Below are 15,097 nucleotides of genomic sequence, written 5' to 3' on the forward strand. Positions count from 1 at the left end.
CGTAGGCTGGAGGCACCGTGAGACGCACCAGGAACACACCCTCTGTCACCTCTCTCCCGCCATCACCGCAGGACGAGGCGAAGAGCCGTGTGCGCCACTATGCGATCACGATGGGCATCCGCACGGTGTGCTTCATCCTGATGGCCGTCGTCGCGCCCGTCGGCTGGTGGACGTTCGTGTTCGCGGCGGGTGCGGTCTTCCTGCCCTACATCGCCGTCGTGTATGCCAATGCCGGCAGCGACAGCACGCCGCAGACCATCGAGTCACCCGTGCTTCAGGTCGAGGCGAGCTCTTCCGAGATGGCGACGCAGGAGCGCACGCAACAGGTCATCACCGTCCACGAGCGCCCACGCACGGACACCGGAGTCGATGCACCATGAGCACACCGACGCCATGAGCGCGCCCCTCGAGTGCGCACGGGCAGGGTGCCGTGCTGCCGCGACTCATCACATCGTCTGGCGCAATCCCCGCATCCACAGTGCGGACCGTCGCAAGATCTGGCTGGCGTGCGATGAGCACGTCGGGTTCCTCAGCGCCTACCTGCGCAACAGGGACTTCCCCGTCGAGGTGCATGAGGGGCTTCCGGAGTGACGCAGCGTCTGCTGCGCTGGAGCGCTTACCTGCTCGTGGCGATCCTGTTCGCCATCACGTGCGCCTTCCTGTCGAACTGGCAGTTCGATCGCAACGAGCAGCGCGCGACGCAGATCGATCTCGTGCAGCACAACTACGATGCCGCACCGGTGGCTCTCAGCGATGTGCTGGACTCCGACGGACTGCTCAGGCCCGCCTTCGAGTGGCATCCGGTGCGGCTGGAGGGCCGATATCTCGCCGACCAGCAGATTCTCGTGCGCAACCGCCCGCACGGAGGCACCAGCGCCTTCGAGGTGCTCGTCCCGTTCCAGGACACGGATGGGCGGGTGCTGCTGGTCGATCGCGGCTGGGTGCCGCCCGCGGAGGACAGCTCACCCGTGCCCGTCGCCGCCGCTCCCTCGGGGGATGTGACGGTCGTCGTCCGGATGCGCCCCGGTGAGCCTCTGCCGGCATCCGGTCGCAGTGCGCCGGCTGGTCAGGTGCCCACGATCCACCTTCCGACCATCGCCGATGAGGTGAATCCGGGTCTCATCACCGGCGGCTACGGGTGGCTGGTCTCCGAGACACCGGCCGCGCAGCATCCGCTGGGGGGCTTCGACGCCCCCGCGCAGGATCCCGGCCCACATCTGTCGTACGCGATCCAGTGGATCCTGTTCGCCGTGATGGGCTTCGCGTTCATCGGTTACGCGATCCGCACGGAGATCGTGAAGGCCCAGGAGGATGCCGGGGAGCGCGCACCGCGAGAGCCGCGCCGTCGGCGCGACCGCGACGCCGACGCTGAGGACGCGCTGCTCGATGCCGTGCATCGCTGAGCGACATCCGCAACGCCGCACGCCTCCGCAGTTCTGCACAGCATCGCAGGGTTCTGCACGCATTCCTGCGAAGTCGCGCAGGCTGCGCGGCGAGCAGGTCAGGCCAGCTCGACGAGCTCCTGATACTCGTGATTCCAGATGTCCTCCACACCGTCGGGAAGCACCAGCACCCGCTCGGGGTTCAGGGACTCCACGGCACCGGGGTCGTGCGAGACGAGGACGACGGCCCCCTCGTAGTGCGCCAGTGCTCCGAGGATCTCCTCGCGCGAAGCGGGGTCGAGGTTGTTGGTGGGCTCGTCCAGCAGCAGCATGTTCGCCGACGACACCACGAGCGTCGCCAGCGAGAGCCGGGTCTTCTCGCCTCCGGAGAGGACGCCTGCGGGCTTGAGCACATCGTCTCCCGTGAACAGGAACGACCCCAGCACCTTGCGCGCCTCGGTCTCGGTGATGTCGGGCGCGGCCGACATCATGTTCTCCAGCACCGTGCGCGTGACGTCGAGGTTCTCGTGCTCCTGCGCGTAATAGCCGATCTTCAGACCGTGGCCGGGTTCGAGCACCCCGGTGTCCGGCTCGTCGACGCCGGCGAGGATGCGAAGCAGGGTCGTCTTTCCCGCACCGTTGAGGCCGAGCACGACGACCTTCGACCCGCGGTCGATGGCGAGGTCGACGTCGGTGAAGATCTCCAGCGACCCGTACGACTTGGACAGTCCGGAGGCCATGAGCGGGGTCTTCCCGCAGGGCGCCGGCTTCGGGAATCGCAGTTTCGCGACCCTGTCGACCTGCCGCACCTCCTCCAGCCCCGACAGCAGCTTCTCGGCACGCGCCATCATCTGGTGGGCGGCGGCGGCCTTGGTCGCCTTCGCGCCGAACTTCGCCGCCTGCAGCTGCAGCTGGGTGGCCTTCTTCTCGGCGTTGGCGCGCTCCTTCTTGCGGCGCTCCTCATCCGCCACCCGTTGGCGCTGGTAGTTCTTCCAGTTCATGTTGTAGATGTCGATGACCTGACGGTTGGCATCCAGATAGAAGACCCGATTGACGGTCTCGCCGACCAGCTCCACATCGTGGCTGATCACGATCAGCCCGCCCTTGTAGCTCTTGAGGAACTCGCGCAGCCACACGACACTGTCGGCGTCCAGGTGGTTGGTGGGCTCGTCGAGGATCATGGTCCCCGCATCCGAGAAGAGGATGCGGGCGAGCTCGATGCGACGGCGCTGACCTCCGGAGAGGGTCTTCAGCGGCTGGTCGAGGATGCGATCCGGCAGCGACAGGTTGTTGGCGATGGAGGCGGCCTCGGCCTCGGCCGAGTACCCGCCCAGCGTCTCGAAGCGCTCGGTGAGGCTGGCGAACCTGCGCATGGCGCGCTCAGAGATCTTGGGGTCGTCTGAGGCCATGTCGTGCGACGCCTTCGCGATGCCCAGCTGCAGCGTGCCCAGGCCACGGGCGTCGAGGATGCGGGTGCGCGCCAGCATCTCCGGGTCGCCGGATCGCGGGTCCTGCGGCAGGTACCCGAGCTCGCCGGAGGTGGTGACCCTGCCCTCGGAGGGCAGGACGTCCCCGGCGAGCACCTTGGTCAGCGTGGTCTTGCCGGCGCCGTTGCGTCCCACCAGCCCGATCTTGTCGCCGTCGGCGACGCGGAAGGACACGTCGGACATGAGGACACGTGCACCGACGCGGATCTCGAGGTCATGCACGGCGAGCACAGCGGTATCCGTTCATCAGAGAGGGAGGCGGCCGAACGGCCAGCCTCTCAGTATAGTTCGTCGCCCTGCAGGAGCGTCTCTCCGGCGAAGTACAGGTCGTGATGCAGCCGGCAGCCGGGGTTGAACCCCGCCCCGCAGAGCGGGCACTCCTCAGCGTCACGGTACTGCGAGATGGACATGGTCGTCCCGCACGCCCCGCACAGCACGGCGTGCTCCTGCACGGCCTCCGGCTCCCACACCATGCGCGAATGCGACACCGCCTCGTCGTGGCAGTGCACGCACGGGTACCAGTCCCCGCAGCACCGGGACCTCATCGCCACCACGTCGAGCTCACTGCCGTAGTGCACGCAGCGGGTGTGCGCGTCGACGACGGCGCCGCGCACGGTCCACCCGCCCACCTGGATGCTCATCGTGCCAGGCCCCGAGCCGCCAGCGCCTCGCCCACCTCATCGGCGTGGCGCATGGTGAGCACGAGCAGCGGGAGCACCGCCCGAGGCCCGAGCCGGATCCCTCGCGCGCGCTGCGCCTCGCGCACCTGCGCCGCAAGGCCGGCGATGACGGGGATCATCGCGATGGTCAGTGACAGCGTGAGCGCCAGTGCCTCGGGGTCGACGCCGATGCGGCGCAGCGGAAGCGCGATGCGTCGGAACACGTCGAGCAGGTCGCCCATCCTCGTCGTGCGGGTCACCAGCTCCGCCAGCAGCAGCAGCGCGACGACACGGCCCGTGCTGGTGACGGCCTCCTGCGTCGAGGTGAAGATCCACAGCGCCGCCCCCAGCACGAGGATCAGCCATCGCAGCCGCCACCATGCCTCCCCCGCCGCGCGCAGCGGGAGTCCGACCGCCGGGTACAGCGCAGTCACGACCAGCAGCACCACCGGCGTGACGATGACGCCCAATCGCAGCAACGACAGCACGAGGGCGCACAACGCCAGCACCGCGAGCTTCGCCCCCGCCGGCATCCGATGCGCCGGTCCTGCACCGGGGCGGTACAGCGAGATCATGCAGCGCTCCGGCGGTACGCCGCCGTGACCTCGACGGGGTCGCCGAGCTGCCGCACCGTGCCGTCGTCGAACCAGACGACGAGATCGCACCGTGCGGCCAGGTCGAGATCATGGGTGACCACCACGAGCGGCGTCTCCAGGGAGAGCAGCAGCTCCCCGACGCGACGGGAGTTGCGCAGGTCCAGCAGCGTCGTCGGCTCATCCGCGACGACCAGGCCCGGTTCGGTGGCCAGCACGGAGGCGATGGCCAGAAGCTGCCGCTGGCCGCCGGAGAGTCCGGATGCCGGCACGTCGGAGCGGTCGGCGAGCCCGTACTCCTCGAGGATCTCCGCGACGCGCTGTGCGCGTTCCTCCCGCGACAGGTGGGGCAGGGACAGCGCGACGTCCTCGGCGGGCGTGGGCATGAGGATCTGCGCCTCCGGGTTGGTGAAGACGAAGCCCACGTGCCTGCGCAGCGACGAGGCGTGCTGGGACGGGTCCAGGCCGTGCACGCGCATGCGACCGGCGTTCGGCGCACGCAGGCCGTTGAACATGCGCGCGAAGGTCGACTTCCCGGATCCGTTGGCGCCGATGATCGCGGTCCTGCGTGCCGTCAGCGCCAGGTCGACGTCGTGCAGCAGAACGGCGTCGTCGACGGTGAGCCCGACGCCCTCACAGCGGATCTCCGTGCCCGTCGGCGTCGGGTCAGCCCGCATGGACGGTCCGCGCCGCCGGGAACGCGCGCGGGTACGCCCTGCGCAGGGCCACCGTCAGCAGCACAGCCACGACCACCTTGATGAGGTCCCCCGGCAGGAACGCCAGGCTGGAGAGGATCGTCGGACCCAGCGGCACTCCGGTGATCAGCGCCTGCAGGGGGATGCCGAAGGCGTACACGACGACGACGCCGCCCAGCAGCGCCGCGATCCCCGCCCTCCACCAGGTGAACCTTCCGTGGTGGGCGATGAGGCCGATGACGATCGCACCGGCCACCCAGCCGATCATGTATCCGACGCTGGGCGCCACGAACACGCCCAGTCCCCCGCGGCCGCCGGAGAGCACGGGGAGCCCCGCCGCCGCGAGCACGAGCACGACGAGGATCGCCAGCGGCGCGCGCCGCGCGCCGAGGATGAGTCCCGCCAGCATCACTCCCAGCGTCTGGGCCGTGATGGGCACGCCTCCGGGCACGGGGACGACGACCGTGCCGAGCACGATGACGAGGGCTGCGAACACCGCGATCCTCGCGAGGTCGGCGCCGAGGGGGCGGGTGGGTTCGGTCATGCGCTGCTCCTTCCGGATGCGCGACGCGCATCCTGAACACTGTTCACCTGAACACCGTTCAGTATACTTGCCCCATGCCCCCGGAACGACACGACCGCGACAGCGTGGTGCGCACCGCACTGCACCTGCTGGACGAGGTCGGCCTCCCTGATCTGTCCATGCGACGGCTCGCCGCCGAACTGGACGTGCAGCCCAGCGCGCTGTACTGGCACTTCTCCAGCAAGCAGGAGCTGCTCGCGTCGGTGGCCGATCGCATCCTGAGCCCGGTCCCCGAACCGGCCCCGGGCATCCCGCTGCCCGCGGTGGCCGGCGCGATCCGCGACGCGCTGCTGTCGTACCGGGATGGCGCCGAGGTGGTGCTCAGCACCTATGCCCTGCGTCTGGGCGCGCACCGCGCGCAGGATGCCCTGCTCGCGGCACTCCCACAGGACGACAGGTCCGCCGCCGACGCGTTGTTCGAGTTCATCCTCGGCCACACGATGCTCCTCCAGCAGCGTATGCACGCGCAGAGCATCGGCGCGGTCACCGCGGATGCCGCAGACCCCACGGAGCACTCCGATCGGGTCTTCGATGCCGGTGTCCGCGCCTTCGACGTGCTCAGCGCGCAGGGTCGCCCATCCTGAGCCCGGGCAGCAGAGACAGCAGCACGAGGGCGGCCGCGATCAGGTAGACCGTGATGTACCCCGAGCCGGCGATGGGAGCGAGCACGAAGCCCAGACCGGCGACGGCGATGGCGACGGCGGAGCCCGTGGAGTCGGAGATCGACAGGGCCGAGGAGTTGAAGCCCTCGTCCGCCGTGGTCGAGTAGGCCAGCGTCAGCACCGTCAACCGCGGGTACAGCAGTCCCATGCCCGCGCCCGCCACGCCCCAGCAGGTGACGACGACCCAGGGATCGACGCCGACGGCGCTCACCCACAGCACGGCCGCGACGCCCGCGAGCATGCACATCGCGGCGATCCACATGATCCGCGTGCTTCCCAGCGCGTCACCGTACCTGCCCTGCACTGCGGAGGCGAGCGACCAGCCGAGCGCGGACAGCGTGAGCGCCAGCCCCGCGACGGTGGGCGAGAACTCGAAGCGGTCGATGAGCAGTCGCGGGACATACGCCTCCGCGGCGAAGAAGGCCCCTGCGGCGAGCCCTCGAACGAGCACGACGCTGGGCAACCCCGGTGCCGCGCGCAGCGCCCCCTTGGGCAGCAGCGGCAGCAGGGCCACGCCGATCACCGCGATGGCGCCGACGGCCAACGGAGCGCCGGTCGGCGCGGGCGCGTCGGCCGCCAGCCCCACGGCCACCGCGCACGACGCCACGAGCACGGCCAGCAGCATCCGCACGGCGATGCGGGCCGATCCGGCCTCCCGCGCCGAGGAGGCCTCGTTCCCCGCCGACCGTCCCTCGGCCCGCGTCCGCACGGATGCCTGTTGCCCGGCATCCGTCTGCTCCCCGGCATCCGCTTCCAACGGCACACCGCGAAGCCGTGTCGCCACGAGCGCGAACGCCGTCGCGGTCAGCACCGCGACACCCAGGAAGGCCCAGCGCCAGTGCAGGAACTCCGTCACCGCGCCGGCGAGGAAAGGACCGACCATCGAGGGGAGCACCCACGCCGCCGCGAACGCCGCGAACACGCGCCCGTGGAGCTGCGGAGGGTAGATGCGGGCGACGACCACGTACAGGGCGACCGTCTGACCGCCGGCGCCCAGCCCCTGGATGAGACGTCCGATGATGAAGACGTGCATGTCGAGCGCGAACCCGGACACCAGCAGTCCCGCCGCGAACAGTGCGACGGCGGTGTACAGCGGAGCGCGGGGCCCGGAGCGATCACTCCACGCGCCGACGCCCACCATGCCGATCACCCCCGTCGCCAGTGTCGCCGAGAACGCGACGGCGAACAGCTCCTCGCCGTGCAGATCCTCGGCCACGACCGGCATGACGGTGGTGACGGCCAGCGCCTCGATAGCGGCGAGGAAGATCAGGGATACCGTGCCGACGGTGATGCCGAGACGGGCGCGGTCCCAGATCGTCGGCGGCGGAGCGGCGCTCACACGGCGGCCGCGGAGATCGCGGCCCGTGCTCGGCCGATGCGCTCGATCGCCTCGGTGAGGATCTCCGGGCTCGTGCCGAAGTTCACGCGCACGTGTCCGGCGCCCTCGGCGCCGAAGGCGGGACCGAAATGCAGGGCGACCCGCGCCTGTCGGAGGATCTGCTTGGCGGGGTTGGGCCCCCAGCCCAGGTCGGTCAGATCCACCCACGCGAGGTAACCGGCATCCGGCATCCGGTAACGCGCCTCCGGGAGATGCTCCGCGAGCAGCCGGGCCAGCAGACGCCGGTTGTCATCCAGTGCGGCCAGCAGCCCATCGAGCCATTCATCGCTCTCCGGCGAGAAGGCCGCCACGGCCGCCAGCATGCCGAACTGCCCCGTGCGCCACTCCACCTCGATGGGCAGCCGGCGCAGCACGGACGCCGTCTCCTCCGCCGCGGTGATCATCAGCGCGCACTTGAGGCCGGCGAGGTTGAACGCCTTGCTGGCGCTCGTGACGGCATAGCCCACGCGCTGCGCCGCCTCACCGCTGGCGAGGAAGGGCGTGAAGGATGCACTCGGCTGGGTGAGCGGCGCATGGATCTCGTCCGAGACGACGGCTGCACCGTACTGCTCCGCAAGGCGGGCGAGGGCGTCCAGACTTGCGGCGGAGTGCACCGAACCGGTGGGATTGTGCGGATTGCACAGCAGCACGGCACGGGCGCCTGCGGCGAGCGACTGCTCGATGCGCTGCAGATCGAGGGCCCAGCCCGTGCCGGCATCCAGCAGCGGCACGCGCTCGACCGCGCCGCCCGCCTCGTCGACCAGATCGAAGAAGGGCGGGTACACGGGGGTTGTGACGATGACCGACTCCCCCGGCTGGATGACACGACGCAGGATCTCGACGACGCCCATGCTGACGTCGGCGGTGCTGCGGATGCGCTTCGGGTCGACAGTCCACCCGAAGCGGCGCTGCGCGAAGCCCGCGTACGCCTCCGCGAGCGGTGTGCGAGACGCCACATAGCCGGTGTCGCCGATGCGCACGGCGCGCTCGAGTGCGGTGGTGACCGCGGGTGCCAGGGGGAAGTCCGTCTCGGCCACGAACAGGGGCAGCACGTCGTCGGGGTACTCCCGCCACTTCTCGCTGCTCCGCTCGCGCAGCTGCGCGAGCGGCAGTGCCCGCACCGGCGTCGCCATGGCTGTGCTCCCGTGTCTCGTCTCGTGGATCGCCGCGTCCGCGTGCGGCCCTCACCATGCCCATGGGTCACGTCCGCGGTGCGGACGTGACCCATGTCTGATCAGATGGCGAACCCGAGCGCGCGCATCATGTCGCGCCCGTCGTCGGTGATCTTCTCCGGACCCCACGGCGGCATCCAGACCCAGTTGATCCGGAAGCGGTCCACGACCGAGTCCAGCGCCTGCGCGGTCTCCTCCTCGATCACGTCGGTGAGGGGGCAGCCTGCGCTGGTGAGGGTCATGTGGATGACGAGCGCGTCGTTCTCGTCGTCCCAGGCGAGGTCGTAGATGAGTCCCAGGTCGACAACGTTGATCCCGAGCTCGGGATCCATCACGTCCTTGAGAGCCTCGGTGACCTCGTCGTACTTCTGGTCGCTCAGCGTTGCGGTCATGACGTCAGCCTACGCTTCAACGGGGTCGGCGGGGTCGAGGAACCGATCGTAGCCCTCTTCCTCCAGACGGTCGGCCAGTTCGGGACCGCCCTCCTCGACGATCCGGCCCTTGACGACGACGTGCACGAACTGCGGGCGGATGTAGCGGAGGATGCGCGTGTAGTGCGTGATGAGCAGCACACCGAGGTTCGTCGCGTCCTTCGCACGGTTCACCCCCTCCGACACGATCTTCAGCGCGTCGACGTCGAGACCGGAGTCGGTCTCATCGAGAATGGCGAACTTCGGCTTGAGCACCTCGAGCTGGAGGATCTCGTGGCGCTTCTTCTCCCCGCCGGAGAAGCCCTCGTTGACGTTGCGCTGCGCGAACTTCGGATCCATGCGCAGGTTGGTCATGGAGGTCCTGACCTCCTTGGTCCACTGCCGGATGGAGGGCGCCTGGCCGTCCAGGGCCGTCTTCGCGGTGCGCAGGAAGTTCGTGACGGTCACCCCGGGGATCTCGACCGGGTACTGCATGGCCAGGAAGAGGCCGGCGCGAGCGCGCTCGTCGACGGTCATCGACAGCACGTCCTCACCGTCGAACGTGATGGTGCCCTGTGTGACGGTGTACTTCGGGTGGCCGGCGATCGTGTACGCCAGGGTCGACTTGCCGGAGCCGTTGGGGCCCATGATGGCGTGCGTCTCACCGGTCTTGATCGTCAGATCGACGCCGTTGAGGATCGGCGTCGTGCCCTGATCGGTCTCGACCGTCACGTGCAGGTCGCGGATCTCGAGAACAGACATTCAGACTTCCTTAGTGACAGTGGGGTCGATGAGCACGTCGTCTCCGTCGATCTGAACGACGAAGACCGGGACGGGCTCGTAAGCGGGGAGGTTGAGGGCTGCTCCGGTCTCGAGCGAGAACGCCGAGCCGTGAGCCCAGCATTCCAGCGTCTTGCCTTCGACGAAGCCCTCCGACAGCGACACGTCGCCATGCGTGCACCGGTCGCCGATGGCATGGATCTCCCCGTCGGAGTCCTTCACGACGGCGATCGCGATGCCGTCGAGCTCCACGCGCAGCGGGGTGTCCATCTCCAGGCCCGAAGCACTGCAGACGCGCTGCGCGCTCATGCGTCCAGCTCCGCGAGCTCGGACTCGATGGCGGCCAGCAGCTCCTCCTGGAGCTCGGGGATGCGGATGCGCTGCACGATCTCCGTGAGGAAGCCGAGCACGACGAGCCGGCGCGCCTCCTCCTCGCTGATCCCGCGTGCCTGCAGATAGAACAGCTGCTCGTCGTCGAAGCGACCGGTCGCGCTCGCGTGGCCCGCTCCCACGATGTCTCCGGTCTCGATCTCGAGATTGGGGACCGAGTCCGCCCGGGCACCCTCGGTGAGCACGAGGTTGCGGTTGGCCTCGTAGGAGTCCGTGCCGACGGCATCCCGGCCGATGAGCACGTCACCGACCCAGACGCTGCGCGCCCTCGAGCCGTGCAGCGCACCCTTGTAGAGCACGTCTCCAACGGTGTGCGGACCCTTGTGGTGCAGGTAGACCTGGCTCTCCAGGTGCTGACCGGAGTCGGCGAAGGACAGCCCGTAGAGCCGCCCCAGCGCGCCGCTGCCCGACAGCTCGACGTTCGGGTTGACGCGCACCACACCGCCGCCGAAACTGACGATGAAGTGCGTGAGCTCCGCATCGCGATCCACGCGGGCCTGGTGGGCGGCGGCATGGATGGCGTCGTCCTCCCAGCGCTGCACGCTGAGCACGGTGAGCTTCGCGCCGTCGCGCACAAGGATCTCGACGTTCTGCGCGTACTGCGCGGTGCCGGAATGCCGGAGCACGACCGTCGCCCTGCTGTGGGGCAGCGCCTCGATCACGATGTGCGCGTCGGCGCGGCCGCCCGTGCCCTCGATCGTCACGACGATCGGCTCAGCGACCTCCTCCTCCGCCGGGATGGACAGGTGGATCGCATCGGATGCGCCCTGCCACGCCACGGCGGAGACGACGTCCTCGGGGACGAAGAACTCGCCGCGCGGGGTCGTGCCGCGCGACAGCGCGGGACGGACGTACCGCCGGTGGCTGAAGGAGTAGGTCACTCCTGCACCGTCGGGCTCGGGCTCGAAGAGCGGCTTCAGCTGCGCGACCGGGGTGTGCATCCAGTTGACCTCACGGCCGGTGGGCGCGCCGAAGTCGGCGGGTTCGAAGGATCTGGGACGCTCGGAGCGGGTCTGGACCGGTACGAAACCGGCTTCCGCGACCTTCGCTGCAGGGTCGATGTGCGCACTCGTGCGCGGCGCCTCCGCGGGCGCCTGTGTAGGGGCCGTCATCTCAGCCGACGCTGCCTTCCATGCCCATCTCGATGAGCTTGTTCAATTCCAATGCGTACTCCATCGGCAGCTCGCGCGCGATCGGCTCGATGAACCCGCGCACGATCATCGCCATCGCCTCGGTCTCCTCGATGCCGCGCGACTGCAGGTAGAACAGCTGCTCCGCGCTGACCTTGGAGACCGTGGCCTCATGGCCGAGCTTGACGTCGTCGACGCGGATGTCGATCGTCGGATACGTGTCAGAACGGGACTGCGTGTCCACCAGCAGCGCGTCGCAGACGACGGAGTTCGACGAGTGGTGCGCACCCGGGTCCACGCGGACCTCGCCGCGATACCCGGAGCGGCCGCCGCCGCGCGCGATCGACTTGGAGACGATCGACGACTGCGTGTGCGGAGCCTGGTGCACCATCTTCGCACCGGCGTCCTGGTGCTGACCGGGGCCCGCGAAGGCCACCGAGAGGGTCTCGCCCTTGGCGTGCTCGCCGACCAGGTAGATCGACGGGTACTTCATCGTCACCTTGGAGCCGATGTTGCCGTCGACCCATTCCATCGTCGCGCCCTCATGCGCGATCGCGCGCTTGGTCACGAGGTTGTAGACGTTGTTCGACCAGTTCTGGATCGTCGTGTAACGCACGCGGGCGTTCTTCTTCACGATGATCTCCACGACCGCCGAGTGCAGGGAGTCCGACTTGTACACCGGTGCCGTGCAACCCTCGATGTAGTGCACGTAGCTGCCCTCGTCGGCGATGATGAGCGTCCGCTCGAACTGACCCATGTTCTCGGTGTTGATCCGGAAGTACGCTTGCAGCGGGATCTCCACGTGCACGCCCTTGGGAACGTACACGAAGGACCCGCCCGACCAGACGGCGGTGTTCAGAGCCGCGAACTTGTTGTCACCGGCGGGGATGACGGTGCCGTAGTACTCCTCGAAGAACTCGGGGTGCTCGCGCAGCGCCGTGTCGGTGTCCATGAAGATGACGCCCTGTGCCTCGAGATCGTCGCGGATCTGCCGGTACACGACCTCGGACTCGTACTGCGCCGTGACCCCCGCGACCAGGCGCTGACGCTCGGCCTCGGGGATGCCGATGCGCTCGTAGGTCTCCTTGATCTCGTCGGGGAGCTCCTCCCAGGAGGTGACCTGCTTCTCCGTGGAACGCACGAAGTACTTGATGTTGTCGAAGTCGATCTCGCTGAGGTCGGCGCCCCAGGTGGGCATCGGTTTGCGATCGAAGAGCGCGAGCCCCTTCAAGCGGTTCTTCAGCATCCATTCCGGTTCGGCCTTGAGGGCCGAGATGTCGCGGACGACATTCTCATTGAGTCCGCGTTTCGCGCTCGCTCCGGCGGCATCGGGATCGTGCCAGCCGAACTCGTACACCCCCAGACCATCCAGTTCAGGGCGGTCGATCAGCACATCCGACATCACACACTCTCCTCAAACGGGCCGCAACGGTGTCATCCGCCCCGACACACCTGATCCCCGTCGAGTGTGCGGAGATCGGGTGCCGCTGGTGGGCCCCATCATTCGACGCTCATGTCGCGCCTAGACTGTCTGTGACGGGCGAGACGCTGTGCACGTCCGTCGCAATCATCCCGATTCTACAGGTTCCATCGGATCAGCGGGCGGTCGACGCCGAGCGCACCGGCGGGCCGGAGGACCCATGACCGACACCCGCACGCCCGGATCACCAGCACTCGTACGAGGGCCCGTCCTTCCCCGCGCCCTCCGCGTCACGGCCTGGCTGTCGTTCATCGCCGAGGTCGTCATCATCGGCACGGGCGGCGCGGTGCGCCTGACCGGCTCCGGACTCGGATGCTCCGAGTGGCCGTTGTGCACCCCCGAGTCCCTCGTCCCGATCCTGGAGATCCAGGGCGTCCACGGTGCCATCGAGTTCGGCAATCGCACGATGACGGGAGTCGTCGGTCTGCTGGCGCTGGCCGTGCTCATGCTGACGCTGTACGCGGTCAGCGGACGCCGGTCGGTCGTGCGGGCCGTGTGGTTCGCTCTCGGCGGCGTCGTCGTCGCCATCGGCGTGTACGCCGCGGCATCCGCTCTGGCGCTGCCCGCGGCGGCCCTCATGTCGGCCGTGCTGCTGCTGGCGGTGCTGGCGGGTGCGGTCGACTCGGTGCGCCAGGACCTGCGGCGCCGTGACCTCGCGGTGCTGGCCTGGCTGGTGCTGGTGGGCGTGATGGCGCAGGCCGTGATGGGCGGCTTCACCGTCATCAGCGATCTCAACCCGTTCATCATCGGGTTCCACTACGCATCCTCGCTGCTGCTGGTGTGCGTCACCGCGCTGTTCCTCGTCCGCATGAACCAGCCGCAGGACGCGCGAGTCGCCACCGTGCCGCGCTGGTTCGCGATCCTGTCCCATGTGACGGGGGTCGTCCTGGCGGTGACCATCGCGATGGGCGTGCTCACCACCGGGTCCGGACCGCACTCCGGGGACGCGGCGATCACGCGCGACGGCTTCGATGCCACCGCCCTCGCGCATGTGCACTCGTGGCCCGGCTACCTCCTCGCCGCGCTCGTGCTGGTGCTGACGATCTCGGCATGGGCGCTGCGGCTGCCGCCGCGCGGCTGGCTGCTCGTGCTCATCCTCGCGATCCTCGTGCAGGTCGCCGTGGGCGTGCTGCAGGCCCGCACCGGACTCCCGCCCGTGCTGCTCGGCATCCACATGGTGCTCGCCGCGCTGTCGGCCGCCGCCTACACGGTGGTCGTCACACGGCTCCGGCGGCCCGCCGAGGGCTGATCACGACGCCACCGCGCAGCGCGCGCCGGCAAGTATCCGTCAGAACGGCAGCAGCGGGTCGACGGCGACGGAGAGGAAGATCAGCGTCAGGTAGGTGATCGAGGCGTGGAACACGCGCATCGGGCGGGGCTCGGTGCCGTGCAGCGCACGGTTGTACAGCCGGTGCGACTCGTAGATGAACCATCCTCCGAACACCAGCGCGGACGCCGTGTAGACGATGCCCATCCCGCCCACGGGGACCAGCAGCAGCGAACAGGCCACGGTCGCCCACGCGTACAGGATCACCTGCAGACCCACCTGCGATGCCGGGCGCGTCACGCCCAGCATCGGCACGTCGACGTCGTCGTAGTCGCTGCGGTACTTCATCGACAGCGGCCAGTAGTGCGGCGGGGTCCACAGGAAGATGAGGACGAACAGCACGAAGGGCGGCCAGTCCAGCGAACCGGTCACGGCGGTCCAGCCGATCAGCACGGGGAAACAGCCCGCGATGCCGCCCCAGATGATGTTCTGCTCGGTGCGGCGCTTGAGGATCATCGTGTAGATCACGACGTAGAAGAAGATGGCGAACGCCGACAGCGACGCCGCCAGCCAGTTGGTGAAGGCCAGCAGCCAGGCCGTCGAGACGACCGCGAGGACCCACGAGAACACCAGCGCACCGCGCGGGGACACCTCGCCGGTGACCAGCGGGCGGTTCTCGGTGCGCTTCATGTGCACGTCGATGTCGCGGTCCAGATACATGTTGAAGGATGCCGCCGACGCGGCGCTCATCGCCCCGCCGAAGACCGTCGCGACGATGAGCCACAGGTTCGGAAGACCACCCTGCGCGAGGAACATCACCGGCACGGTGGAGACCAGCAGCAGCTCCATGACACGCGGCTTGGTGAGCGCGAAGTACCCGCGGATCCTCTGGCCGAACGAGTACTCCGTCACAGCGGCCTGCGATGTCGACAAGATCGCGATCCTCTCCTTCTGCGGGCGAACGGACACTCCTTCCAGTCTATGGCACCGGCGTGTCGGACCGTCGCCCGCGCAGCACCCCGACCGGGT

The 15,097-nt window shown here is 68.9% G+C and carries 18 protein-coding genes; 5 read left to right on the forward strand and 13 right to left on the reverse strand.

Annotated features, from left to right (window positions below; genetic code table 11):
- The first annotated feature begins 17 nt into the window (after positions 1–17).
- Genes ABD770_RS14160 through ABD770_RS14170 form a run of 3 tightly spaced genes read left to right on the forward strand, consistent with a single transcriptional unit; the run spans position 18 to position 1,403 of the window.
- Positions 18–380 carry a DUF3099 domain-containing protein gene (locus ABD770_RS14160; RefSeq protein ID WP_344820322.1) on the forward strand — a complete coding sequence of 121 codons (363 nt, stop codon included), beginning with the start codon at positions 18–20 and terminating at the stop codon, positions 378–380.
- Positions 381–393: 13 nt separating this feature from the next.
- Positions 394–591, forward strand: coding sequence for a hypothetical protein (locus ABD770_RS14165; RefSeq protein WP_344820323.1), 198 nt, complete (start codon positions 394–396; stop codon positions 589–591).
- Entirely contained in the window at positions 588–1,403 is an 816-nt protein-coding gene (locus ABD770_RS14170) for an SURF1 family cytochrome oxidase biogenesis protein (RefSeq protein ID WP_344820324.1), read from the forward strand. Before ABD770_RS14165 ends, ABD770_RS14170 begins: the two co-directional genes overlap by 4 nt.
- Before the next feature lie 98 nt (positions 1,404–1,501).
- On the opposite strand, the gene abc-f is transcribed toward ABD770_RS14170, so the two are convergent.
- Genes abc-f through ABD770_RS14195 form a run of 5 tightly spaced genes read right to left on the reverse strand, consistent with a single transcriptional unit; the run spans position 1,502 to position 5,360 of the window.
- On the reverse strand, positions 1,502–3,100 hold the full coding sequence (gene abc-f, locus ABD770_RS14175) for a ribosomal protection-like ABC-F family protein (RefSeq protein ID WP_344820325.1): 1,599 nt from the start codon (positions 3,098–3,100) through the stop codon (positions 1,502–1,504).
- Positions 3,101–3,147: 47 nt separating this feature from the next.
- On the reverse strand, positions 3,148–3,510 hold the full coding sequence (locus ABD770_RS14180) for a CHY zinc finger protein (RefSeq protein WP_344820326.1): 363 nt from the start codon (positions 3,508–3,510) through the stop codon (positions 3,148–3,150).
- On the reverse strand, positions 3,507–4,103 hold the full coding sequence (locus tag ABD770_RS14185) for an energy-coupling factor transporter transmembrane component T family protein (protein ID WP_344820327.1): 597 nt from the start codon (positions 4,101–4,103) through the stop codon (positions 3,507–3,509). Before ABD770_RS14185 ends, ABD770_RS14180 begins: the two co-directional genes overlap by 4 nt.
- Positions 4,100–4,798: an energy-coupling factor ABC transporter ATP-binding protein gene (locus ABD770_RS14190; RefSeq protein WP_344820328.1), complete on the reverse strand. Its 699-nt coding sequence runs from the start codon at positions 4,796–4,798 to the stop codon at positions 4,100–4,102. Before ABD770_RS14190 ends, ABD770_RS14185 begins: the two co-directional genes overlap by 4 nt.
- Positions 4,788–5,360 (reverse strand): biotin transporter BioY, encoded by a 573-nt coding sequence (locus tag ABD770_RS14195; RefSeq protein WP_344820329.1) that lies wholly within the window; start codon positions 5,358–5,360, stop codon positions 4,788–4,790. Before ABD770_RS14195 ends, ABD770_RS14190 begins: the two co-directional genes overlap by 11 nt.
- Before the next feature lie 74 nt (positions 5,361–5,434).
- Here ABD770_RS14195 and ABD770_RS14200 point away from each other — a divergent pair, with 74 nt between their 5' ends.
- On the forward strand, positions 5,435–5,983 hold the full coding sequence (locus ABD770_RS14200; protein ID WP_344820330.1) for a TetR family transcriptional regulator: 549 nt from the start codon (positions 5,435–5,437) through the stop codon (positions 5,981–5,983).
- Here ABD770_RS14200 and ABD770_RS14205 read toward each other — a convergent pair.
- The 7 genes from ABD770_RS14205 to sufB form a co-directional block, all read right to left on the reverse strand.
- Complete coding sequence (locus ABD770_RS14205; RefSeq protein ID WP_344820331.1) at positions 5,958–7,400, reverse strand: MFS transporter; 1,443 nt, start codon at positions 7,398–7,400, stop codon at positions 5,958–5,960. The genes ABD770_RS14200 and ABD770_RS14205 overlap by 26 nt on opposite strands.
- Complete coding sequence (locus ABD770_RS14210; protein WP_344820332.1) at positions 7,397–8,572, reverse strand: MalY/PatB family protein; 1,176 nt, start codon at positions 8,570–8,572, stop codon at positions 7,397–7,399. Before ABD770_RS14210 ends, ABD770_RS14205 begins: the two co-directional genes overlap by 4 nt.
- Positions 8,573–8,673: 101 nt before the next feature.
- Positions 8,674–9,003, reverse strand: a complete 330-nt coding sequence (locus ABD770_RS14215; protein WP_344820334.1) for a metal-sulfur cluster assembly factor — start codon at positions 9,001–9,003, stop codon at positions 8,674–8,676.
- 9 nt (positions 9,004–9,012) lie between these two features.
- Entirely contained in the window at positions 9,013–9,783 is a 771-nt protein-coding gene (sufC, locus tag ABD770_RS14220; RefSeq protein WP_344820335.1) for a Fe-S cluster assembly ATPase SufC, read from the reverse strand.
- Positions 9,784–10,110, reverse strand: a complete 327-nt coding sequence (locus tag ABD770_RS14225) for a non-heme iron oxygenase ferredoxin subunit (RefSeq protein WP_344820337.1) — start codon at positions 10,108–10,110, stop codon at positions 9,784–9,786.
- The gene (gene sufD, locus ABD770_RS14230; RefSeq protein WP_344820338.1) at positions 10,107–11,303 is read right to left on the reverse strand and encodes a Fe-S cluster assembly protein SufD; all 1,197 of its coding nucleotides are present in this window, start codon (positions 11,301–11,303) and stop codon (positions 10,107–10,109) included. The genes ABD770_RS14225 and sufD overlap by 4 nt, the downstream gene beginning before the upstream one ends.
- A gap of 1 nt (position 11,304) precedes the next feature.
- Positions 11,305–12,723 (reverse strand): Fe-S cluster assembly protein SufB, encoded by a 1,419-nt coding sequence (sufB, locus tag ABD770_RS14235; protein WP_344820339.1) that lies wholly within the window; start codon positions 12,721–12,723, stop codon positions 11,305–11,307.
- A gap of 238 nt (positions 12,724–12,961) precedes the next feature.
- Between sufB and ABD770_RS14240 the strand changes: the two genes are divergently transcribed.
- Positions 12,962–14,050, forward strand: a complete 1,089-nt coding sequence (locus tag ABD770_RS14240; protein WP_344820340.1) for a COX15/CtaA family protein — start codon at positions 12,962–12,964, stop codon at positions 14,048–14,050.
- 39 nt (positions 14,051–14,089) lie between these two features.
- On the opposite strand, the gene ABD770_RS14245 is transcribed toward ABD770_RS14240, so the two are convergent.
- Positions 14,090–15,001 carry a heme o synthase gene (locus ABD770_RS14245; RefSeq protein WP_425562778.1) on the reverse strand — a complete coding sequence of 304 codons (912 nt, stop codon included), beginning with the start codon at positions 14,999–15,001 and terminating at the stop codon, positions 14,090–14,092.
- Positions 15,002–15,097 lie beyond the last annotated feature (96 nt).

Source organism: Microbacterium soli (genome assembly GCF_039539005.1).
GTDB lineage: Bacteria > Actinomycetota > Actinomycetes > Actinomycetales > Microbacteriaceae > Microbacterium > Microbacterium soli.

What these genes read in the sequence shown, in the direction of transcription:
- ABD770_RS14240 (WP_344820340.1), top strand. Translation starts at nt 12,962, where the DNA reads ATGACCGACACCCGCACGCCCGGATCACCAGCACTCGTACGAGGGCCC.
- ABD770_RS14200 (WP_344820330.1), top strand. Translation starts at nt 5,435, where the DNA reads ATGCCCCCGGAACGACACGACCGCGACAGCGTGGTGCGCACCGCACTG.
- ABD770_RS14215 (WP_344820334.1), bottom strand. Translation starts at nt 9,003, where the DNA reads ATGACCGCAACGCTGAGCGACCAGAAGTACGACGAGGTCACCGAGGCT.
- ABD770_RS14180 (WP_344820326.1), bottom strand. Translation starts at nt 3,510, where the DNA reads ATGAGCATCCAGGTGGGCGGGTGGACCGTGCGCGGCGCCGTCGTCGAC.
- sufC (WP_344820335.1), bottom strand. Translation starts at nt 9,783, where the DNA reads ATGTCTGTTCTCGAGATCCGCGACCTGCACGTGACGGTCGAGACCGAT.
- ABD770_RS14210 (WP_344820332.1), bottom strand. Translation starts at nt 8,572, where the DNA reads ATGGCGACGCCGGTGCGGGCACTGCCGCTCGCGCAGCTGCGCGAGCGG.
- ABD770_RS14185 (WP_344820327.1), bottom strand. Translation starts at nt 4,103, where the DNA reads ATGATCTCGCTGTACCGCCCCGGTGCAGGACCGGCGCATCGGATGCCG.
- ABD770_RS14190 (WP_344820328.1), bottom strand. Translation starts at nt 4,798, where the DNA reads ATGCGGGCTGACCCGACGCCGACGGGCACGGAGATCCGCTGTGAGGGC.
- ABD770_RS14225 (WP_344820337.1), bottom strand. Translation starts at nt 10,110, where the DNA reads ATGAGCGCGCAGCGCGTCTGCAGTGCTTCGGGCCTGGAGATGGACACC.
- sufD (WP_344820338.1), bottom strand. Translation starts at nt 11,303, where the DNA reads ATGACGGCCCCTACACAGGCGCCCGCGGAGGCGCCGCGCACGAGTGCG.
- ABD770_RS14195 (WP_344820329.1), bottom strand. Translation starts at nt 5,360, where the DNA reads ATGACCGAACCCACCCGCCCCCTCGGCGCCGACCTCGCGAGGATCGCG.
- sufB (WP_344820339.1), bottom strand. Translation starts at nt 12,723, where the DNA reads ATGTCGGATGTGCTGATCGACCGCCCTGAACTGGATGGTCTGGGGGTG.
- ABD770_RS14165 (WP_344820323.1), top strand. Translation starts at nt 394, where the DNA reads ATGAGCGCGCCCCTCGAGTGCGCACGGGCAGGGTGCCGTGCTGCCGCG.